This window comes from Ruegeria sp. B10, assembly GCF_056539825.1.
Genome location: NZ_JBQFVP010000010.1, coordinates 28,722 through 50,392 on the forward strand (window position 1 = coordinate 28,722; position 21,671 = coordinate 50,392).

Sequence of the window (21,671 nt, forward strand, 5' to 3'; positions counted from 1 at the left end):
CAAAGCCCCGGCGGCAGAACTCGCCGGGGCTGGAAGGGGTTCAAAGGATCAGTTGGTGCCCCAGTATTTGGCTTTCAGCTCATCCAACGTGCCGTCTTGCTGAATTGCGGCCAGACCTTCGTTGATCGCATCGACGGTCGGGTCACCTTCCTGAAACACGATGCCCAGCGGATCGGATTGCAGCCCCGTGATGCCCACGGTCAGTTCACCCGCGAACTCCTGCTCATACGCGGTGGCCGAAGTTCCGTCGATGATCACGCCTTCGACGTCGGCGTTTTGCAACGCCAGAATGGCAGCCGAGAAGTTGTCATAGAGGCTGACATTCTCGCGCCCTACCAGCTCTTCCGCCAATTGCGCATTGGTTGTTCCGGTTTGAGCGGCCAGTTTCAGACCTCCGGCTTTGAAGTCATCCAAGGTCGTGTCACCCTTGTCGACTTGCAACAGGATGGCCTGGCTGACCACGATATAAGGCTCTGAGAAATCCATGGTCTCTTCCCGTTCCGGCGTGATCGACACGCCCGAGATGACCAGATCGAACTCACCTTGCTGAAGGGCTGCGAAGATGCCGTCCCACGCGGTGTTGACGAAATTCGGCACGCAGTTCACGCGCTCGCAAATGGCGTTCATCACGTCGACGTCAAAGCCCACGATCTCGCCCGTTGTCTCGTCGACGGTTTCCATCGGGGGATAGGTTGCATCCGTTCCGATTTTCAGAACGCGACCTTCCAAATCGGCGGCAAAAGCGGCTGGGACCGTCATCGTCGCAACGACTGCAGCGGCAAGTAGATGTTTGAACATGTTTGGTTTCTCCTTTGTTGGGTCAGGTCAAATCGCCGGGTTCGGCGGAGGTGTGTCAGGTTGCCGCTCGATTAACGTTGCCCTGATCTTCTTTTGAATTTCAGGCGGGTCGGCCCCGTCCAGTGATTTTAACATGAACGCGCCCAGCAACCGGCTGGTCTCGTCAATCGGCACGTAATAGGCACTAGGTGCGGGCACGAAATACTTGCTGAGTTGGAGGTCATCGGTCGAAATGACCACAACATCGCGCCCGACTCTGATGCCATCTTCGGCGGCGGCCGACAAAGCGCCCAGCGTCATCGCCTCGTTGGCGCAGATGATGCCGGTCGGGCGGTCTGCGCGTTGCATCAGGCTGCGAAAAGCCTTTTGGCCGCTTTGCGCCGTTGTGGGGCCGTTGTAGATCAGATCGGGTTGAACGGGCACGCCCGCCGTCTGTAGTGCGGCGGCATAGCCAGTCTGACGCTGTCCAGTGTAAACCAATTCGGCGGGTGGATTGATGAGAGCAATTCGTCGATGACCTAAACGCAACAGCCGCTCTGTCGCGTCGCGCGCCGCGCTTTCGCTATCGAAATCGACATAGGGATGAGGTTCAGAACTGCCGCTCATGCCATAGGTTACAAAGGGGAAGTTCTGACTTTGCAGATAGGCGATACGCGGGTCGTTATGTCGAGTGCCCGAAAAGATCACCCCATCCGCCGAGCGTTCCTGTACGATCGCGCGCAGGGCGGCCATCGCTTCGTCCAAATCGGCCACGCTGCACACGCTCAGCTCATAACGTGACCCCTGCAAGGCGGTTGAGATGCCAGCCACAATTCGGGTGAACTCGACACCCTCCCACTCCTCGGTTGCGTCGGTGGAGACGCCCACCAGTACCGCGATCCGGTAGGACTTGTTCGTGCGTAATTTCAGCCCGGCAAGGTTTACTTTGTAGCCCTGCTCCAAGGCCACTTTCTGTATCTCTTCACGGGTTTCGCGTTTGACCGAGTCCTCTCCGCGCAGGGCATTGGATACGGTCCCGACGGAGTAGCCTGTCTGCTTGGCGATAGACTTGATCGTTGCGCGGGCCATCTAGATACGACCTTTCAAAAGGTCGCTCAGAAAGCGCCTGCCTGTTGTCAGAGTCGTCGCCGGGCTCGACGACTCGTCATGCTCAACGAACAGATCCGAACACGCCGTACGATCAAGTGCATCGAGAACCTTGCTCCAGTCTATATCGCCCTGTCCTAAATCCCGCCACCGGGCATCCCCCATTTGGCTGGGATCCACATCCTTGGCGTGGACCGAAACCACACGATCAGCATATCGCCTAATCAATCCGGCCGGATCCAGGTGGGCCGCCCCCAGCCAACCAATATCGGGCTGCCAGAAGACGTTCCCCTTCTCCAGAATCATCTCTAGCGGCGTCTGCGAGGGATACCCGGCCAGATCGAAATCGTGGTTGTGATAGGCCAGTTGAACGCCCGAGCCTGACAGTTGCGCTGCCCATTGCGATAACTGGCCCGACACAGCCTTCCATCCCTCGGCAGTGTCGGGCCGCGCCGCTGGTGCCAGCCAAGGCATGACGGCAACCGGGCATTCCAATCGTTCCAGAAGGTCCTGAATTTCGGGTAAACGCCTGTCGAACTCTTCCCAGTCGAAATGCGCGGAACGTACCCGCAAACCGGATTGCTCAACGATCCCGGCCATCTGAGGCGCCGTCAGGTCGTGCAACCCCGTCGTTTCGACATCTGCATAGCCACAGGCCGCCGCCAATTGCAGTTGATCGCCAAGATCACCACAATTCCGGACTGTGTATAGCTGCGCAGAGATCCGCATTTATCACCATTGAAACGTTTCAATAATGGTTGAACGGGGTTGTATGAGTTGTCAAGCGGCTTGAAGCCGCCTTGCTAAATCACTTGCGCATAGACAGGCCGTTATGGAACAGATGCACTTTTTCCGGCCGTGCTGTGACCGAAACCTGCTGCCCGCGAAGGTTCCGTTGAATACCAGGCAATTTGGCGATGACCTGATCCGCGCCGTTGGATTTGGCAAAATAGAGCAGAGTCACTTCACCCAACGCTTCGGTGAAATCAACCTCGCCGCTCAGCATCGGGTCGCTATCCGTCAAATTGAAATCTTCGGGCCGGACGCCGATGTTTACCTGCTTGCCTTCATCCTCGGGCCCGGTCGGGATCGCGGAAATCGCCATGCCTCCGCCCTCCAAGGCTATCGTCGTCATCTGCCCAGTGCCAGTGATCGTTCCGGGTAACAGGTTCATCGAAGGCGAGCCGATGAACTGGGCAACGAACTCATTGTCCGGGGTTTCATACAGCTCAAGCGGGGTGCCAACCTGGGCGATGCCTTTGTTGGCCAGCACAACGATGCGGCTGGCCAAGGTCATCGCCTCGACCTGATCATGGGTCACATAGATCATGGTGCTGTCGGGCATCGCCTCTTTGAGGCGCGCAATCTCAATCCGCGTGGCGACGCGCAGCGCTGCATCGAGATTCGAGAGCGGCTCGTCAAACAGATAGACCTTGGGATCCCGCACAATCGCCCGCCCGATCGCGACGCGCTGGCGCTGACCACCAGAAAGGGCTTTGGGTAGGCGATCAAGATATGGGTCCAATTGCAGAATTTGAGCCGCGCGCTCAACAGCAGCGTCAATCTCTGCGGCGGGCCGTTTGGCGATCTTGAGCGCAAAAGACATATTCTCGCGCACGGTCAGATGCGGATAGAGGGCATAGGATTGGAACACCATGGCGATGCCGCGCTGCGCGGGTGGCACGTCATTCATGATCTGACCTTCGATCTCCAGCGTGCCGCCGGTGATCTTCTCCAGCCCCGCAATCATCCTGAGAAGCGTGGATTTTCCGCACCCGGACGGGCCGACAAAGACGATCAGCTCGCCTTGCTCGATATCCAGATCAATGTGCTTCAGGACGTCGACTGGACCATAGGATTTCGCCACATCTGTGAGTTTGAGTTCCGACATGACTTACCCCTTATCCCTTCGCATCAGGCAGAATTCGGCAGGTTGCAGCGTGACGCGACCTTCACCCGTGACACTGCCAATGTCCTCACCAATTGCCTGCCAGCTGCCCGAGGGCAGATCGACCTGCCCCGCTTCGCGCCCCAAATTGAAGGCGCAAAACACCTCTTCGCTGGCGTTTTCGCGGCGGAAAACTAGGGCCGGGCCGACTTGCTCCATCTCTGATTGCGCCCCCGCAGCCAGCGCCGGATGCGCTTGGCGCAGAGCAATCGCGCGACGATAGTGGTGCAGCATGGATTGATCATCCGCCTCCATACGATCAACCGCGCGTTCGGACTGGGCCGCACTGACAGGCAACCAAGGTTCGCCGGTGCTAAAGCCCGATTGTTCGGCCTGAGTTGTCCAGACCATCGGCGTCCGACACCCGTCGCGGCCTTTGAACTCCGGCCAGAACTCAACGCCATAAGGATCTTGCAAGCGCCCGAAAGGCACATCGGCCTCGGGCAGGCCCAGTTCCTCACCCTGATACAGACAAGCCGAGCCGCGCAGGCACATCATTAAAACCGCGTGCTGACGCGTTGCCGCTTCGCTGAGGTCCCAACGAGAGGCATGGCGTTGCACATCATGGTTAGAGAACGCCCAGCAGGGCCAGGCATCTCCGGCCTTGGCTTGAAGCTGGTCAAACACCTGTTTAGCGTAAGCTGCTGTCAAAGCGCGCTTTTCTAGGAACTCGAACGCATAGCACATGTGCATACGCGCATCACCCGAGGTGTATTCCCCCATGATCTCAAGCCCGCGTTGCGCGTCGCCGACCTCACCCAGACAGGCGCGTCCTTCGTATTCGTTGGTCAGCGCCCGCAACCGTTCCAGGAAGGCAATGTTTTCGGGCTGACTTTTGGAATAGAGGTGGTTCTGGTGGTTATACGGGTTCACTGCGGGTGCAATCGAGGCATTGCGCTCCTCAACCGGCAACGCGGGGTTATCGCGCAATTGCTTGTCGTGGAAATAGAAGTTGATCGTGTCCAGGCGGAAGCCATCGACCCCCATCTCGAGCCAGAACCGGGACACGTCTAGCAGCGCGTCCTGTACCTGTACGCAGTGGAAGTTCAGGTCCGGCTGCGACGTCAAGAAGTTGTGCAGGTAGTATTGCAGTCGGCGCGGGTCCCACTGCCAGGCAGACCCTCCGAAGATCGACAGCCAGTTGTTCGGTGGCGTCCCATCGGGTTTGGGGTCGGCCCAGACGTACCAATCGGACATCGGATTGTCTGTTGAGGCTCGGCTTTCGGTGAACCACGGGTGTTGTTCCGATGTATGAGACAGCACCAGATCAATCATCACTTTCAGACCCTTGGCATGAGCCTGATCCAGTAGCTCTTGGAAATCCTCAAGCGAGCCGAACATCGGATCGACATCACGATAGTCGCTCACGTCATAGCCGAAATCCTTCATCGGCGACTTGAAGAAGGGCGAAATCCAGATCGCATCGACGCCGAGCGAGGCGATATAGTCGAGCCGTTGGGTGATCCCCTTCAGGTCACCAATCCCGTCGCCATTGCTGTCTTGAAAGCTGCGCGGATAGATCTGGTAGATCACCCCGCCCCGCCACCAGTCTGACGGTGCTTTGGTTGAGTTGGATAGGTCTACGGTGTTTTGCACGTTCATCAGACGCCTCTATTTGACGGATCCGGCCAATAGGCCCCGGACCAGGTATTTTTGCATTGCGAAGAACACGACCAGTGGCACAAAAATCGACACAAAGGCCGCCGTCGCGAGGATTTCCCAATTGCCGCCTCGTGTGCCCAAAAGTTCGACGATGCGGTTGGTCATCACGGTGGTCTGGCCGGTTGCGTCGATCAGGAAGACCTTAGCGACCAGCAGGTCGTTCCATGTCCACAGGAACTGAAAGATCGCGAAAGAGGCCAGCGCCGGGAAGCTGAGCGGCAGGATCAGTTTGGTGAAGATTTGAAACTCGGTCGCGCCATCGACACGGGCGTTCTCGATCAGATCCCGAGGCAACCCGGCCATGTAGTTACGCAGCAGGTAAATCGCCAGTGGCATACCAAAGCCAGTATGGGCCAGCCAGACGCCCAGATAGCCTTTCCCGATCCCGATATTCAGGTGGAACTTCAACAGCGGGATCAACGCCAATTGCAAGGGCACAACCAACAGCCCAACGACGGCCGCGATCAGCAGCGCACGGCCCGGAAACTCCATCCACGCCAGCGCATAGGCTGCGAAGGCCGCAACGAGGATCGGGATGATTGTCGCGGGAATTGTCACCGTCAACGTGTTGAAGAAGGCTTTGGCCATACTGTCGGAACTACTTTGATCCAGCAGGACTTTTCGATAGTTGTCCAAGGTGAATTCTGGCGGCAATTCGGCCGTGACGAACACGCGCGCGCCTCGGTTTCCGGTGAACTCCTCAGTGTTCTCCATCCTGTAGGCGCCGTCCGCATCAACAGTGATCGAGCCGCCTCGACGCAGCTCGGCGGTGTCGCCGGGGACAAAGGCATCAACCTCACGGGCACTGATACCCCAGTTCGAGATCTTGACCTGCTCGTCATCCCCGAATAGCTGACCTTCGATCACGTAGAGGCCGTTCTTCAGCACCTGCGTTTCAGGTGCGGCGCTGCGCAGGGTCAGGTTCTGCTCGGACGGAAAAACCGACCGCCACCAGCCACTGCCCGAGATCTGATCCGCGGTCCGGAAAGACGAAATCAGCAGACCGAGGGTCGGGATCACCCAAAGCACCACCAGTAAGACGACCGAGGCATGGACGACCCAGCGCAGCGCCGGTTTGGTTCCTGCAATATCGCTCATGGCCTCACTCCATTTCCTTGCGCGCATTGCGCACGTTCCAGATCAGGATCGGAGTGACCAGCAACATGATCACCATGGCCGAGGCCGACCCCACCCCCCAATCATTGGCGCGGAACAGCTTGTCGTACATGTAGTTGGCCAGCACCTGCGTCTCCCATTGGCCGTTGGTCATGGCAAAGACGATGTCGAAAACCTTGAGGACGGTGATCGTTATCGTCGTCCAGACCACCAGAATGGTCGTCTTGATCTGGGGCACTTTGATCTTGAAGAAGATCTGGAACGGGTTGGCGCCGTCCAGAATTGCGGCCTCAACCGTTTCCTCCGGGATGCCGCGTAAGGCCGCCGATAGGATCACCATGGCAAATCCGGTTTGAATCCAGACCAGAACGATCATCAGGAAGAAACTGTTCCAGAACGGAACGGTCAGCCAAGTCTGCGGTTCGGTCCCGCCGAAAAAGATATAGAGGGCGTTTAGAATGCCGATCTGATCCTGTTCCGCTGGGCGCGCGTCATAGACCAGTTTCCAAATAACCGAGGCCCCTACGAAGGAAATCGCCATCGGCATGAAGATCAGCGACTTGGCAAAATTGCCCCAGCGGATGCGATCGGTCAGCTGTGCCACGAGCAGACCAAAACCGGTCGACATTGCGGGTACGACGATCAGCCAGAACATATTGTTGCGCATGGCTTCCCAGAACTTCGGCTCGGCCGCCATCTGGGTGTAGTTCTCCAGACCAACCCATCTGTACCCGCCGCCAGGCACGCGCTCCGTGAGTGAAAGGCGCAACGTCTCAACCACCGGATAGGCCAGATAGAGGCCAAGCGCCGCGAGCGCAGGGAACAAGAACAGCCAGGGCCGGATCATGTTCGCGCGGTTGATATTGCGCCCTGCGTTCGGCCCGCGCGGCGGGAACAGGACTTTGTCCAGAAATTGGTTCGAGAGGTAGAAGTAGCCCACGCAACCCGACACACCGATTATGATGGTCAGCAGGCCCTGAAGTGCCGGTGTCATGATGCCCTCGTCGGTTTGGAAACGGGGCGGCCATATAGCCGCCCCGAAGCGTCAGTTACTTCGCGGCATCCCACGACGACTGGATTTCACCCGCAACAGTGGCCGCGTCCTTCGCGCCCGAGGAATAGTCGACCATTCCGGTCCAGAACGTACCGGCACCGACCGCACCCGGCATCAGGTCTGAGCCGTCAAAGCGGAACGTGGTGGCGTTGGTCAGAATCTCACCCTGACCGCGCTGTGTGTCGTTGGCATAGTTCTCGGGGTTTGCCCCCAGATGCGGCGTCAGGAACCCGTCCTGAGACATCATGATCTCATGCGCAAATGGAGTTTTGAGGAACTCCATAAACACTTCAGTCGCAGGGCTTGGATTCGTGATGGTGAACAAGGTGCCCGCGCCCAGAACCGGTGTTCCCAGATCCTTCTCAGCATAGGCCGGGAAATAGAAGAAATCGGCATCCACGCCCAGCTCTGTCCCTTCCGGGAAATAGGCCGGGATGAATGAGGCCTGGCGGTGCATCATGCAGGCAGGCGGACTTTCGAACAGGCCTTTGGGACTGTCGCGGAAATCGATCGCAGCCGTGTCGTCTGCGTTCCCAACCACATAGTCGTCATTGCGGGTAAAGCTGCCATATTCCTCGATCGCGGCAATCACGCGCGGATCGTCGAACTTCATCTCATTCGAAACCCACTGGTCATAAACCTCAGGCGGTTGCGTGCGCAGCATCAGGTCCTCAACCCAATCCGTTGCCGGCCAACCGGTCGCGCCACCGGATGCGAGGCCGACGCAGAGCGGCGTCTCACCGTCTTCGACCATCTGATCCATAAGCGCTTTGAACTCTTCCATGGTCTCCGGGACTTCATACCCAAAGTCCTCGAAGTTCTCAGGGATGTACCAAACCAGAGACTTGACGTTCACGTTGAAGAAGAAGCCGTAGAAATCCTTGGCTCCGTCTGCGTTTTCAAACGTTCCCAGATCGACCCAGGACTGACCGGCGGCGAAATTGTTCTTGATCCAATCCGCTGATCCTTCGGCCAGCGGCGTCAGATAGCCGTTCTTGGCCATGTTCGCCGCAAGGCCAGGCTGTGGGAAAACCGTCAGGTTTGGCGCTGATCCGGCTGCCGCGTCGATCAAAATCTGCTGTTCCAGCGAGTCTGACCCGACATAGCTGGAATTTGCGCCTGTTGCCTCATCGAAATAGGCGACCAGATTTTCGAAGGACTGCCCTTCACCCGCAAGCCAGGGGCCGAAAATAGTCAGGTCCTGACCGCTCAGATCATGAGCGTCTGCAAAGGCCTGGAACCCGTCCCAGTCAAAGCCACCCTCTCCAACGGGGTGGATCATTTGACCCTGTGCGTGAACAGCCCCGGCAGTCAGGGCAAACGTGGCCACACCTGCGTACAGCGTGCGTTTCATGAAATCTCCTCCCAATACTCTCCAGCGCCTTCGCTTCACGTTTTTCAAAGCGCTTTGAATGAATATTGTTATCCGCTAACATTTTTACTCTGTCAATGAGTCGTATTTTCGAATAAGTCAGAAAAACATGCTTGTCTGTTATCACAACAGGTTGGCCGGCGCACAAAACAGGACCTCACCAGTAAAGCCTTCGATTTGAAGGCGCTTTGACTACCTATGAACCTCAAGCAGCTCTCTGAAACACTGGGTCTTTCGCAAACCACGGTCAGCCGGGCACTAAACGGCTATCCTGAGGTCAACGCTGAAACACGTCTGCGGGTCGAGGCTGCAGCTGCCAAACATGGCTACCGCCCCAACAGTCGCGCCAAGGGGTTGGCGACGGGCAAATCCATGGTCATCGGTCACGTCATCCCCAGCTCATCACGGCATGAAATGGTGAACCCGATCTTCGGTGATTTCGTCGCCGGAGCGTCAAAAACCTATGCCGAGCATGGCTATGACATGATGTTCACCAACGCGGATGACACCTCGATCGAGGCGGCCTATCGCAACCTGTTCCAACGCGGGGCGGTCGATGGCGTCGTGCTGCAGGGTCCAAAGGTCAACGAGCCAAGGATCAAGGTTCTGACGCGCATGGCGGTGCCGTTCATCGTTCATGGCCGCTCAACCGGCGTGCAGGCTGAATATGACTGGATTGATGTGAACAACAAGAGTTCGTTCCAGCGCGCGACGCAGTTTCTGATTGATTTGGGCCACCGTCGCATCGCCCTGATCAACGGGCTGGAGGATATGGACTTTGCTCAACGCCGTCGAGCCGGATACCTGGACGCTCTACAGCAAGCCGGCTTGACGCCGGATGCCGCCTTAATGCGCAGCGCTGAAATGACCGAGGTCTATGGCCACCGGGAAACCCATCAGATGCTGCAGATCGCAGAACCACCGACCGCGATTCTGGCCTCGTCGATGATCACGGCCATTGGTGTGCGCCGCGCCTTGGAAGAAGCAGGGTTGCAGATGGGGCGGGATATTTCGGTCATCGCCCATGACGATGATCTTTCCTACCTGAAAAATGGTCAGGATGTGCCGATCTTCACAGCAACGCGGTCCTCCGTTCGGGACGCTGGCGAAATGGCGGCCGAGATGCTGATCCAACGGATCAAGTCTCCGGGTGCGCCGGTACATAAGAGGTTGCTTGAGGCCGAGTTGGTCGTCGGGCGATCAACCGGGCCTGCGCCCAGTGGGGTTCGACGATGAAATATACACGCAACGACTTCCCCGACGATTTTCTATTCGGCGTCGCAACATCGGCCTACCAGATCGAAGGCCATGCACAGGGCGGTGCTGGCCGGACGCATTGGGACAGTTTCGCGGGCACGCCTGGAAACGTCGTCGGCGCGGAAAATGGCGCAATCGCCTGCGATCACCTGAATCGGTTCGAGGAAGACTTTGATCTGGTTCAGGATGCAGGGTTTGATTGCTACCGCTTTTCGACCAGTTGGGCGCGCGTTTTGCCCGAGGGTCGGGGGTATGTAAACCAAGCCGGGCTGGACTATTACGACCGCCTGGCGGACGCGCTGCTTGAACGCGGCATCCGCCCCTGTGCGACGCTCTACCACTGGGAGTTGCCTTCGACGCTTGCCGATCTGGGGGGCTGGCGCAATCGGGATATCGCCGGATGGTTCGCCGATTTCACTCAGGTGATCATGGGCCGTATCGGAGACCGCATGTATTCGGTCGCGCCGATCAATGAGCCTTGGTGCGTCAGCTGGCTCAGCCATTTCGAAGGCCATCACGCACCGGGTTTGCGCGATATTCGTGCGGCCGCACGTTCGATGCATCATGTCCTTCTGGCCCATGGCAGCGCCATTCAAACAATGCGTAGTTTGGGCATGTCCAATCTGGGTGCTGTCTTCAACCTCGAATGGGCGGAGCCCGCTGATGATAGTGCTGCTGCTCAACGCGCGGCAGCACTCTATGACGGGATCTACAACAGGTTCTTTTTGGGCGGCGTGTTCAAAAAAGCCTATCCCGACAACGTGCTGGAGGGACTGGAGCCTCATTTGCCCGAGGGTTGGCAAGATGATTTCGACACCATTGGGGCGCCCGTTGATTGGTGCGGCTTGAACTACTACACCCGCAAGCTGATCACCTCGGCAGACAGCGCCTGGCCAAGCCTGACCGAAGTGCCGGGCCCTCTGCCCAAAACTCAGATGGGTTGGGAGATCGACCCCGACGCCCTGACCCGATTTCTGAAAAGGACCGCAGAAGACTATACCGGTGATCTTCCGATCTATGTTACAGAGAACGGCATGGCGAGCGCCGAGCGTCAGCAGGACGATGAGCGTATCGCCTATCTGGACGATCACTTGACGGCGGTGCAACAGGCTTTGGCTGCGGATGTGCCCGTTAAGGGGTATTTCATCTGGTCTTTGCTGGACAACTACGAATGGGCCTTTGGCTATGAAAAACGGTTTGGATTGGTAGACGTGGATTTTGAGACGCTGGACCGCAGGCCCAAAGCCTCCTTCGCGGCTGTAAAGGCCGCACTTTCCAAGAGCTCTACCGAACGACAGGCCTATCGCCAGCCGTCTGGCTCTTTGCGACCACATTGGACATTGGTGGCCGATATAGGCGGTACGAATACGCGTCTAGGCATTGTCTCTGATGGTAAGCTGACTGCATTGCACAAACACCCGACGGGCACCCTGCCCGATCTGCTGGACGCGTTGCATGAAATTCGGGATGAGATCGGCACCGCACCCCAAGCCGTGGTCGCAGCCGGAGCCGGGCCGGTGCGTGACGGGCGCATCCAACTGACCAACGCGAATTTGGACCTGTCCGAGGAGGCCCTGGCCAAGGCGACAGGGGCCGCCAACACTTATGTGATCAATGACTTTACCGCAGCGGCCTGGTCCGTGGCCGAAGTGACAGAGGCTGACGTATCCGTCCTGCAAGGCTCTGCCACTCCGCCGATGGGTACGCGTTTGGTCGTCGGGCCTGGAACCGGTTTGGGTGTCGGCGCGCTGCTCCATTCGGAAGGGCATTTCCACACCGTGTCAGGCGAAGGCGGCCATGTGGGCCTGTCCCCGCGCACGCGGGATGAAGTCGATATCTTCGACGCCGCGCGCCATCTGGCACCCGAGTGCTTTTTCGACAACAGCCTCGTGCTTGAGGCTGAGATGTTCCTCAGCGGAACTGGCTTGCCAATCCTGTATCAGGCAGCAGGCATGGCGGCTGAGCAAGCTCAGCCTCCGGTTCGCACCGCCCGAGATATTCTGCAGGACGCACGCGACGGCAAGGATCCGATCGCCGTTCGCACCGCAGATTTGTTCATCAGCCATCTGGGTGCGTTGATGGGTGACATGGCCGTCACAGTGATGCCTGCCGGTGGCGTCTTCCTTGTTGGTGGCGTAGCCGAGAAAAACCGCTGGATGTTTGGCGAAGCCTTCCGCAACGCGTTCAATGCAGGTGGACGTTTCAGCGAGTTGCGGCAGTCGATGAACCTTTATATCTCGGAACAGGCCGAATTTGGCATTGTTGGCGCTAACAACTTCTGTAAAAATGCGCTTCAGCGATAACTGAGCGTATTTTGGAAGAGGATGTGGGATGATCCTGTGTTGCGGAGAAGCCCTGATCGACATGATTGCCGAACCGACCCTGTCCGGGCGGGACGGTTTCGTTCCCCATTCCGGCGGAGCTATTTTTAATACCTCTATCGCTTTGGGCAGATTGGGCGCGCCCGTTGGGCTGCTGACTGGCCTGTCCTCGGATATGTTCGGGCAGCAATTGGCCGGTGACCTGCGCGCCAGCCATGTGGACACAACACATGTGATTGCCTCGGACAGGCCGACCACGCTGGCTTTCGTTCAACTGAAGGACGGTCACGCCACATACACGTTTGTCGATGAAAACACTGCGGGTCGGATGCTACGGGCCGAGGATATGCCGCGCCAACTCGCCGCTGTTTCAGCGCTGTATTTTGGTGGCATCAGCCTTGCCTGTGAGCCTTGCGCGGATGCCTATGCCGCGATGCTGGCGCAACACGGCGCGAACTGTGCTGTGATGTTGGACCCCAATATCCGACCCGGTTTCATACAGGATCAGACCCTCTACCGCACGCGTTTGAACCAGATGATCGAACAGGCCGATATCGTCAAAGTCTCGGATGAGGATCTGGATTGGATCATCCCCGGCCCGGAAGGCCACGATCAGAAAGTCCCTTTGCTGTTTCAAGCAGGCCCCTCCGCCGTCATCGTCACCCGTGGGAGTGAGGGTGCCTCGGGTTATCTGGCCAACGGCACGGTGGTCTCAGTCCCTGTCAAACCGGTGCAAGTTGTTGATACGGTCGGCGCGGGGGACACGTTCAATGCAGGGGTTCTGGCCTCGCTGGAACGGGCTGGCCAACTGACAAAGCCCGGCATGAAAGCAATGTCCCCGGATGCGCTAAGCGACGCTTTGACCTTGGGCGCAGAGGTGGCTGCCGTAACCGTCTCGCGTGCCGGAGCCAACCCGCCTTGGTCGCATGAATTATAGCCTTACGAAGAGTCCGAGATGAAACGATCCGAAATCAACCGTATCAAGACCGAAGCCCAGGCATTTATCAGTTCATTTGGTGCCGTTCTGCCACCTTTCGCAGATTGGACGCCTGAGCAGATGCGTAGCGACGATGCCTACAGCATCCGTGCCCATGGGCTAGGCTGGGATATCACCGACTACGGTCAAGGCAATTTCGATGAGCTTGGGTTGTTCCTGTTCACCCTGCGTAACGGCAACGTGAGTGATCTGAGTCGAGGGCGCGGTATGCTCTATGCCGAAAAACTGCTGATCTCTCGCGACAAACAGCTATCGCCGATGCATCGCCATATCGTCAAAGCCGAGGACATCATCAACCGTGGGGGCGGCGATCTAGTTATGGAAATCTATGCGTCGGACCCCGATGGCGGTATCGACCGCGACAACGCGGTCACCGTTCCAAGCGATGCCTGCCCTGTCACCATACAGCCCGGAAAGCATCTGCGCCTGAAGCCAGGCCAGAGCGTGACCTTGATGCCCGGCATCTGGCACGCCTTCTGGGCGGAAGGTGGGGATTGCTTGATTGGCGAAGTCTCTACCGTGAATGACGACCGAACGGACAACGTATTCGAAGACCCGATCCCACGCTTTGCAACAATCGAAGAAGATGCAGCGCCGGATTTCCTGTTGGTTGCCGACTACTAACTTCATTGAGAATTTCGCGCTTGTACTTCCCGACTGTTTTTGTCAGTTAACAGCTGACCCAGTCAGATTTCGTTGGAATCATCGCCCGGTCCCATTTTTTGCGACCGAAAGATAACCTGACATGCGAAAATCCCTCGCAGATCTGTTGGCCATGGACGCCGTTGCCAGCCGCCATGGCTGCGCATTGAAACCAAAACTGAGGCAGGCGATCGAGGCTGATCTCAGCTTTTCCGTCCGCGCTGCATCAACGTTTCCTGAAACGCCGGTTGACCCAAACACCCTTCCGCAAAACGTCCACCCTTTGGTCGCACAAGCCCCCAAACCCAATAGGGAACGCGCATGAAACCCTCAGCATTTGACCACACATTGCCCCGCGTCGAATTTGACGGTTTCGAACGCGGTTTGCTGCCTGTCATGCGGCACTTCATCCTAAGCTTAACACAGCCGGAAACGCAGGCGTGGCAACATGCCTTTTCGGTCGCAACCGAACGTTGGGGGCGCGATCAGGGGCTGGTTCTGGCGCATCTGGTTTTCAAAGTCATCAAGGCCACGCTACACATCCGGCCTAGTGGGTTAGCCTTCAACGACCCGCTTTGTGTTGAAACACGGCAAGAACTGACATGTGACGAACGCGCCCTGCTCCGGATGCTGCACCACATGCGCCGCGACGAAACTCCGGCGGCGCGCGATGCCTTGAACGAATTGACCGGAGGCTATCCGGACGCCCATCTGATACAGGCCGGTTTGACCCTGGCTAGCCAGTTCCCGACAAATGGCGTCGGACCGGGCCAACCCGCGCGCAGGCCGATCCTGCGTGTGGTCCGCTAGCGCGATTCCTGTGCTTGACAATAGGAGCGTGAGCAGACTAGCTGCTCTGGATGGTTCCCGACGGCCTGTGTCTGAGGGATGAAAATGGGAATACGGTGCGGCCCAAGGGCCAATGCCGTGACTGCCCCCGCAACTGTAAGCGGAGAGCGACGCCACAAAACCACTGGCCCCAAAGGTCGGGAAGGTTGGCCGAGCAATGACCCGCAAGTCAGGAGACCTGCCATCACAGTTTAACCAACCCGGGGCGGGGTGTCCCGGAAGGAGGCTCGATGGCACATCTGCGTGCTGATGCAACTCATGGCTTTTGCCTTCAATCGGCTTTTGTTCAAGTCGGCAACGCGTGCCATGGCTGATCATTTCGTCCTGATATGCGGCACCTGCAAAGGGCCGATCCCTTCGCATGAGGCAAAAGAAGCGCTGGACGACCAGCTGCCCGAGGGGTTCTCGACACGTCTGATCGACTGTATGGCCGGTTGCGACCGACCAATGACGGTCGGGCTGCAGGCCAAGGGCAAGGCGCAATATCTGTTTGGCGATATTCAATCCCCTGCCGATCTGAACGCTTTGGCCGAGTTCGCCCATCAGTTCCGGGCTAGCGAGGATGGTTGGACCAGCGCCTCGACCCGTCCTTTGGCGCTCTATGCCAAAACCCTGTCGCGCATGCCCTGCCTGCCACCGGAGGATACGGCATGAGCTTTCTGGTCGCTGAAAATCTGGAATACTACGCCCTGAACGGCGATGTTCTGCTGCGCGACACCTCGTTCACGCTTGAGGAAGGCGCGATATTGGCCGTTGCTGGCCCGAACGGGGCGGGCAAAACGACGCTTCTCAACCTCTTGTGCGGGGTCGCAAAGCTGGCGCTAGGTGATGTGCGTATTCAAGGTCAAAGCCTGCGGAAACTGTCGTCGCTGGAACGGGCCAGACGGATTGCCGTTGTCGGCCAGCAGGAAATACCCGACGGGCGGCTGCAACTGCGCGATTATGTGGCCCTTGGACAAATCCCGATCAGGGCCGACAAATCCGCCGAAGCTCTTAAAACGGACCTGCAGCGCGTATTAGACACCACCGAACTGTCCCATCTGGCTGGTAAACAGATGGCAAAACTGTCCGGCGGAGAGCGTCAGCGCGCCCATATCGCACGGGCTTTGGCGCAGAACCCCTCGCTGCTGTTTCTGGATGAGCCGACCAACCATCTGGACCCGGATGCCAAAGGGCACATGCTGTCTCTGGTGGCCGAGTTGGGCGTGACGGTTGTGATGATCGTCCACGATCTGGTCATGATCCCCGAATTCGCCAGCCACGTGGCCCTGATGAAGAACGCGCAGCTGACGGCCTTCGGCCCGGTCGCCGAGGTTCTTACGCCAGACCGCGTGCGCGAGACTTTTGGTGTTGACTATTTGTGTTTCCAGCACGAAGGACGCGTGATCCCCGCGCTGGACATCCGAAAACGAAAGCTTTCATCTTAACAGGAGAGATTGATGAAACTGAAACTCTTGTCCGCTGCGGTACTAAGCGCACTGGCGGGTAGCGCTGCCGCGCAAGAGATCACCGTCGACAATTGCGGTGAACCTTTGGTGTTCGACACCAAGCCCGAGCGGATCGTAGTTCATGACATGAACATGACCGACATGGCCTTTGCACTGGGTCTTCAGGACAGCATCGTTGGTCTGACTGGCATCACTGGCTGGTACAAGACCAGCCCCGATTTCGACGCGCAACGCGGTGACATTCCCGAACTCGCTCCGAAATACCCGACGGTCGAGAACCTCGTCGCGGTTGAACCCGACATGTTCTTCGCCGGTTGGTATTACGGCATGAAGCCCGGAGGTGATGTAACCCCAGACACGCTAGAGCCCTTTGGCATCAAGACCATGGTGCTGACCGAAAGCTGCATCCACCTGAACAAAGACCGCCCCGAAGCCAGCATGGACCTGCTGTTTGATGACGTACTGCGTCTGGGCACTGTCATGCAGGTCGAAGACAAGGCGAACGCGCTGGTCTCGGGCTGGAAAGACCAACTGGCCGCAATCGAAGCCAAAACCGCCGATCTGGAAAAACCCCGTGTCTTCCTGCTGGACGGCCCGGCCGATGCGCCCTTTACCGCAGGCAAATATGCCATTCCCGACGCGATGATCGCAGCGGCTGGCGGCGTCAACGTTACCCATGACATGGACACTAGCTGGGGCCGCACCTCGTGGGAGGCTGTCGCCGCCTCGAACCCCGAATTCCTTGTCCTGCTGGACTATCAAACCGGCAACGGCGCGGCGGATACCTTCAAGTTCCTGCAGGAACACCCGGTGATGTCGCAGACCGATGCAGTCAAGAACGAGCGCTGGATCGGCCTGCGTTACGAAGAGCTGACACCGGGACCGGCAAACATCGAAGCGATCGAGAAGATGGCAACGGCGATGCACCGGGGAAACAGTTGAGATGACGAAAACGGGCCAAGCGGTCCTGCTGGGGGCGGTCATTCTGACCGCCCTTTTGCTGCTGTCGACGATCTACGGCACCACCCCGATCCCCTTGGCCGAGGTTTTCACCGCGATTGGGCTGGGTACTGGCGTGACTGAGGGCGACATGTCCCCTCTGCACCGGATCGTCTTTGACCTGCGCCTGCCCCGCGCGTTGTTTGCGGCTGTGATTGGGGCCGGGCTGGGTGTTGTCGGGGTCGTTTTACAGACGACAACGCGCAATGATCTGGCTGACCCGTTTTTGTTTGGCCTCTCGTCCGGGGCCGCTGCAGGTGCCGTTCTGGTCATCACTGTGACAGGCGATGTTCTGGGCATCTGGACCCTGCCACTTGCGGCCTTTTGCGGAGGCCTGATCGCTTCCGGCATTGTTCTGGCCCTGGTTCAAAGCCTGCGCACCAGCGCTCCGGAAAAGCTGATCCTTGCAGGCCTGGCTGTATCTTTCCTGTTTTCGGCCATCACCAACTATCTGATTTTCGCGGGCGACAGCCGCGCCGCGCATTCCGTCATTTTCTGGATGCTAGGCGGCCTTGGTCTGGCCCGGTGGGAGACCTTTCCACTTGTCGTGCTAGGGCTGACCCTGATCCTAGGCTATTCCCTCTATCGCAGCCGCTGGCTCGACGCGCTTCTGACGGGGGATTTCACGGCCTCGACGCTGGGCATTCCAGTACAAGGCCTGCGATTCCGGATGTTTCTGGTCGCGGCCTTGGCCACTGCCAGCTTTGTATCGGTGGCAGGCGTGATCGGGTTTGTTGGCCTGATGGTTCCGCATATCGCCCGAGGCATCGCCGGAACGCTCCACCGCAATCTCTTGATCACATCCGCCGTCGTCGGGGCCATCCTGCTGACACTTTCAGACATTCTGTCCCGGCTACTTCTGGCCCCGCAGGAGCTGCCGGTGGGGATCGTCACAACCTCGATCGGGTCGCTGTTTGTATTCCTCTACCTGTTCAAATCCTCACGGTCTGACTAGCTGGGCTTTCATGCCAGGTTTTGCCGACGTTCAAGCCAGCTCCCCAGCTCTTTTTCCGCCGAAAAGATGCTCTCACGGTTCAGTATCTGAGAAGTCATGGCCTTTGAAACCGCCCGGACACGCTTGTTGATTGCGATATCGCTGCCATCCACCGGCAGATCACCCACATCCAGCTTTTCATAGATCGACAGCAGTCGGTTCTGGACCGTCCTCAGGGCCAGCTTGCGACGCAGCGCGATGGTCTTATCGGGCAAACCAAGGGCGAGATCGGATAGGATTGCCAACTCAACCTCCGTCAGCGCCTCACCCGAGCGGCTCTGTTCGCGTTGGATCTGGTGGATTTCCCGGTCCACCATGATCTGCGCCTCGATCAGAACGGCGCGCAGGGCCAGATGCATTCGTGAGGGGCTGGCCGTCTTCAAAACATAACCATAGGCGGCCTCTTTCGGAACGATCCGCGCAATGCCGCGCAGATAGGCCTCGTCAGAATAGTTGGACCAAAACAGAATGCGGGTCGCGGGGCGTTCCGACCAAATCGTGCGCGCGGCCTCAATCCCATTGCGCTCTTTCATGCGCAGGTCCATGACAATGGCCTCAACTCCATTCTGTCGGGCTTGTTCCTCCCCTTCCCGACCGTTCGAGGCGAGGCTCAGATCGGTCACCTCAGGCAAGGCATCCTGAACCAACTCTCGCAGGTAATTCGCATGCATGGCGTCGTCTTCGACCAGCAGAACCTTCATGCCAACACCTCGGTTTTCGGGCATTCAGAAGCCGGTAGGCAGACCGTAATCTCGGTCCCGCTATTGTAGCGGATCTCAAACTGCGCCGCGATCAGCCGGGCGCGGGTGCGCATATGCGTCAGCCCGCCCGAGGCCTGCCGGATTTCAATCGCTCCCATGCTGCGCCCATTGTCCCGCACGCGAAGACGCAGCCCGTCCTGACATACAATCTCGACCTCGATCCGACTGGCCGAGGCGTGCCGGACCGCGTTGTTGATGGCCTCTTGTGCGATACGGAACAAGGCGATGCGCTTGGTTTGCGGCAGCCGGTCGACCATCCCGCCGGACAGGTCACGAACGTCAATCTCGACCCCTTCATCCGGGTCAATCGCGCGTTCAAGATGGGTCCGTACGGCATGCTGAAAGCCGAACAGCTCCAGCAGGGATGGAATCGAGGTGTCGATGATTTCACGCAGGCCCTGAATGCAGTTCCTCATACTGCTGCGCAGCCCATCCAAGTCCTGAGGCGTTTCGCACCGCTCCAAATCCCGGCTGATCCGCGTCATGTCGGCCAGAGTCTGATCGTGCAGATCCATCCCAATCCGTTGGCGTTCCAATTCTAGCGCGTCTGTCAGGCTGAGGGCCCCAAGCCGCAGCCCCTCTTCCCGCGCCTGCACCTCGGTCCGCATGATCGCCTCGCGCCGAGCCTGTTCATTCGCACGCAGAGCGTAGAAATACGGGGCCAGAATGTCGGCAATATTGCGAACTTGTTCGACGGCCTGTTCATCATAGAAATCAAGCTTTTGGGATGAACAATTCAACGACCCGATCGTGCGGCCCAGAACCTTCATCGCCACATTCACCCGGCTGCGCATATTGTGTTTGAGGATGGGATCATAGTCCCCTCCTTCGAACACATATCGCGGGTCCTCCGGCGCGTTTCCGGTCAACATGTAGTCGCAATCTCCCCGCAGGATATCGCGCACGGGCGAGACCTCGACCGGGGCGCGGGTGCGGCTCCAACTGGTGCGCAGGCCGACCTCATAGCTTGTGTTAAGCCGCCCTTCCTCGTCGATCAGGCAAACATCCAGATGGTCAATTTCCAGAATGCGCACGATCTCGGATTTGACCGACCGCAATGCGGATTTGATATCCAGATTGCCCGCCAGATGGTTCGAAATCCGCAAGTAATAGGCAAGATTGGCCATGTGTTCTCTTTCGCAGCGCCAGCCTGCCGCAACCGGCATGGGCGAGTATATCGACCAGCGGATCGAGTGTCATGCGGGTCGCCGCAGCCTATTTGCGGGAACCCGCAAGGAATGCGCGCGTCCTACTCTTACTTTGCGCGTGTCCTTTAGGAATTTTAGGCAAGTCGGCCCCGTCAGGCTGACACCAAAATCGTGCGGCGCTTGGGCCGCTTTGGGAGGAAAACATGACACTAAAGGCCATATTGCTCGGCGCTGCGGCCGGGATCATCACCCTGACAGCCCCGGCTGCCGAAGCGGATACATCCGACAAACGCATTGCTCTGTCCAACAACTACGCAGGTAATTCGTGGCGGCAAGCCATGCTGGAAAGCTGGCAGAAAAACGGAGATCAGGCCGTCGCGGATGGTGTTGTCGCCGCTGCTGACGCCTTTACGACCTCGGAAAATCAGGCCACCGAGCAGGCGGCTCAGATTCAGAACATGATCCTGCAAGGCTATGATGCGATCGTGATCAACGCCGCCTCACCCACCGCAATCAATGGCGCGGTCAAGGCTGCGTGCGATGCGGGTATCACGGTGGTATCTTTCGACGGCATCGTTCAGGAACCCTGCGCGTGGCGCATTGCGGTCGACTTTCAGCAGATGGGGCGCGAGCAGGTGAAATACTTGGCCGAGCGCTATCCTGATGGCGGCAATCTGCTGGAGATCCGCGGTCTGGCCGGAGTGTTCGTCGATGATGAGATCAGCGCAGGTATTCATGACGAAGTAAAGAACACCAATTTTGAGATCGTGGGCTCGGTCCATGGGGATTGGGCGCAGGATGTGGCGCAAAAGGCCGTCGCCGGTATCCTGCCCAGCCTGCCCGAGATCGTGGGCGTCGTGACCCAGGGTGGCGACGGCTATGGGGCCGCGCAGGCCATCGGGGCTACGGATCGCCCGATGCCAACAATTGTGATGGGCAACCGTCAGGACGAACTTCAGTGGTGGTCGGATGAGCAGGACGCAAACGGATATCAGACAACCTCTCTGTCGATTGCGCCAGGCGTCAGCACGCTGGCCTTTTGGGTCGCCCAGCAGATTCTGGATGGGCAAGAGGTTCCGAAGGACCTGACCGTACCCTTCCTGAGAATCGATCAGGCAGATTTGAAGGACGCCCTGAAAACAACGCCCAAGGGCTCGGTCGCCAACGTGGAATACACGCAGGATCAGGCCAAAGACGTCATCGCGTCGGCCCAGTAAGC

Annotated in this window: 21 protein-coding genes, 1 pseudogene and 1 riboswitch; of the genes and pseudogenes, 12 read left to right on the plus strand and 10 right to left on the minus strand. The window is 58.3% G+C overall.

The features are described 5' to 3' along the window. Positions 1 to 48 precede the first annotated feature (48 nt). The 8 genes from ACR0J4_RS14690 to ACR0J4_RS14725 all read right to left on the minus strand — a co-directional run bounded on the left by ACR0J4_RS14690 (position 49) and on the right by ACR0J4_RS14725 (position 9,018). Complete coding sequence (locus tag ACR0J4_RS14690) at positions 49 to 798, minus strand: basic amino acid ABC transporter substrate-binding protein (RefSeq protein WP_480668712.1); 750 nt, start codon at positions 796 to 798, stop codon at positions 49 to 51. 27 nt (positions 799 to 825) lie between these two features. Continuing rightward, positions 826 to 1,866: a LacI family transcriptional regulator gene (locus ACR0J4_RS14695; protein WP_170555097.1), complete on the minus strand. Its 1,041-nt coding sequence runs from the start codon at positions 1,864 to 1,866 to the stop codon at positions 826 to 828. After that, positions 1,867 to 2,613: a sugar phosphate isomerase/epimerase family protein gene (locus tag ACR0J4_RS14700; RefSeq protein ID WP_170747329.1), complete on the minus strand. Its 747-nt coding sequence runs from the start codon at positions 2,611 to 2,613 to the stop codon at positions 1,867 to 1,869. Positions 2,614 to 2,692: 79 nt separating this feature from the next. Beyond that, a complete protein-coding gene (locus ACR0J4_RS14705) occupies positions 2,693 to 3,775 on the minus strand; it encodes a sn-glycerol-3-phosphate ABC transporter ATP-binding protein UgpC (protein WP_170641331.1) in 1,083 nt (360 codons plus the stop codon). A 3-nt stretch (positions 3,776 to 3,778) separates the two neighbouring features. Further along, positions 3,779 to 5,434: an alpha-amylase family glycosyl hydrolase gene (locus tag ACR0J4_RS14710; protein WP_170641329.1), complete on the minus strand. Its 1,656-nt coding sequence runs from the start codon at positions 5,432 to 5,434 to the stop codon at positions 3,779 to 3,781. Between the two features lie 9 nt (positions 5,435 to 5,443). Beyond that, the gene (locus tag ACR0J4_RS14715) at positions 5,444 to 6,592 is read right to left on the minus strand and encodes a carbohydrate ABC transporter permease (RefSeq protein ID WP_170641327.1); all 1,149 of its coding nucleotides are present in this window, start codon (positions 6,590 to 6,592) and stop codon (positions 5,444 to 5,446) included. A 4-nt stretch (positions 6,593 to 6,596) separates the two neighbouring features. Further along, a complete protein-coding gene (locus ACR0J4_RS14720) occupies positions 6,597 to 7,604 on the minus strand; it encodes a carbohydrate ABC transporter permease (protein ID WP_170641325.1) in 1,008 nt (335 codons plus the stop codon). A gap of 55 nt (positions 7,605 to 7,659) precedes the next feature. Beyond that, the gene (locus ACR0J4_RS14725; protein WP_170641323.1) at positions 7,660 to 9,018 is read right to left on the minus strand and encodes an ABC transporter substrate-binding protein; all 1,359 of its coding nucleotides are present in this window, start codon (positions 9,016 to 9,018) and stop codon (positions 7,660 to 7,662) included. 216 nt (positions 9,019 to 9,234) lie between these two features. On the opposite strand from ACR0J4_RS14725, the gene ACR0J4_RS14730 reads away from it, so the two are divergent. The 11 genes and pseudogenes from ACR0J4_RS14730 (at position 9,235) to ACR0J4_RS14780 (ending at position 18,504) form a co-directional block, all read left to right on the plus strand. After that, a complete protein-coding gene (locus ACR0J4_RS14730) occupies positions 9,235 to 10,272 on the plus strand; it encodes a substrate-binding domain-containing protein (protein ID WP_170641321.1) in 1,038 nt (345 codons plus the stop codon). Beyond that, positions 10,269 to 11,576 (plus strand): annotated as a pseudogene (locus ACR0J4_RS14735) (GH1 family beta-glucosidase); the annotation flags it as partial. The gene ACR0J4_RS14730 and the pseudogene ACR0J4_RS14735, both read left to right, overlap by 4 nt. Before the next feature lie 60 nt (positions 11,577 to 11,636). Continuing rightward, complete coding sequence (locus ACR0J4_RS14740) at positions 11,637 to 12,596, plus strand: glucokinase (RefSeq protein WP_480668724.1); 960 nt, start codon at positions 11,637 to 11,639, stop codon at positions 12,594 to 12,596. Between the two features lie 28 nt (positions 12,597 to 12,624). Further along, the gene (locus tag ACR0J4_RS14745; RefSeq protein ID WP_170641317.1) at positions 12,625 to 13,551 is read left to right on the plus strand and encodes a carbohydrate kinase family protein; all 927 of its coding nucleotides are present in this window, start codon (positions 12,625 to 12,627) and stop codon (positions 13,549 to 13,551) included. 18 nt (positions 13,552 to 13,569) lie between these two features. After that, the gene (locus ACR0J4_RS14750; protein WP_170641315.1) at positions 13,570 to 14,235 is read left to right on the plus strand and encodes a D-lyxose/D-mannose family sugar isomerase; all 666 of its coding nucleotides are present in this window, start codon (positions 13,570 to 13,572) and stop codon (positions 14,233 to 14,235) included. Positions 14,236 to 14,356: 121 nt separating this feature from the next. Beyond that, positions 14,357 to 14,578, plus strand: a complete 222-nt coding sequence (locus tag ACR0J4_RS14755; protein ID WP_170641313.1) for a hypothetical protein — start codon at positions 14,357 to 14,359, stop codon at positions 14,576 to 14,578. Then, positions 14,575 to 15,063 (plus strand): hypothetical protein, encoded by a 489-nt coding sequence (locus ACR0J4_RS14760; protein WP_480668713.1) that lies wholly within the window; start codon positions 14,575 to 14,577, stop codon positions 15,061 to 15,063. The genes ACR0J4_RS14755 and ACR0J4_RS14760 overlap by 4 nt, the downstream gene beginning before the upstream one ends. A gap of 34 nt (positions 15,064 to 15,097) precedes the next feature. Continuing rightward, positions 15,098 to 15,302: riboswitch (cobalamin riboswitch) on the plus strand. A gap of 106 nt (positions 15,303 to 15,408) precedes the next feature. Continuing rightward, the gene (locus ACR0J4_RS14765) at positions 15,409 to 15,756 is read left to right on the plus strand and encodes a DUF1636 family protein (protein WP_170641311.1); all 348 of its coding nucleotides are present in this window, start codon (positions 15,409 to 15,411) and stop codon (positions 15,754 to 15,756) included. After that, positions 15,753 to 16,529, plus strand: coding sequence for an ABC transporter ATP-binding protein (locus ACR0J4_RS14770; RefSeq protein WP_170641309.1), 777 nt, complete (start codon positions 15,753 to 15,755; stop codon positions 16,527 to 16,529). Before ACR0J4_RS14765 ends, ACR0J4_RS14770 begins: the two co-directional genes overlap by 4 nt. A 12-nt stretch (positions 16,530 to 16,541) precedes the next feature. After that, complete coding sequence (locus tag ACR0J4_RS14775; RefSeq protein ID WP_170641307.1) at positions 16,542 to 17,492, plus strand: ABC transporter substrate-binding protein; 951 nt, start codon at positions 16,542 to 16,544, stop codon at positions 17,490 to 17,492. 1 nt (position 17,493) lies between these two features. Next, a complete protein-coding gene (locus ACR0J4_RS14780) occupies positions 17,494 to 18,504 on the plus strand; it encodes a FecCD family ABC transporter permease (protein WP_170641305.1) in 1,011 nt (336 codons plus the stop codon). A gap of 8 nt (positions 18,505 to 18,512) precedes the next feature. Here ACR0J4_RS14780 and ACR0J4_RS14785 read toward each other — a convergent pair whose 3' ends face one another. Further along, on the minus strand, positions 18,513 to 19,268 hold the full coding sequence (locus tag ACR0J4_RS14785) for a response regulator transcription factor (protein ID WP_480668714.1): 756 nt from the start codon (positions 19,266 to 19,268) through the stop codon (positions 18,513 to 18,515). Then, a complete protein-coding gene (locus ACR0J4_RS14790) occupies positions 19,241 to 20,431 on the minus strand; it encodes an ATP-binding protein (RefSeq protein ID WP_170641303.1) in 1,191 nt (396 codons plus the stop codon). Before ACR0J4_RS14790 ends, ACR0J4_RS14785 begins: the two co-directional genes overlap by 28 nt. 224 nt (positions 20,432 to 20,655) lie before the next feature. Here ACR0J4_RS14790 and ACR0J4_RS14795 point away from each other — a divergent pair, with 224 nt between their 5' ends. Continuing rightward, positions 20,656 to 21,669, plus strand: coding sequence for a substrate-binding domain-containing protein (locus tag ACR0J4_RS14795; RefSeq protein ID WP_170641301.1), 1,014 nt, complete (start codon positions 20,656 to 20,658; stop codon positions 21,667 to 21,669). The last annotated feature ends 2 nt before the right edge of the window (positions 21,670 to 21,671 follow it).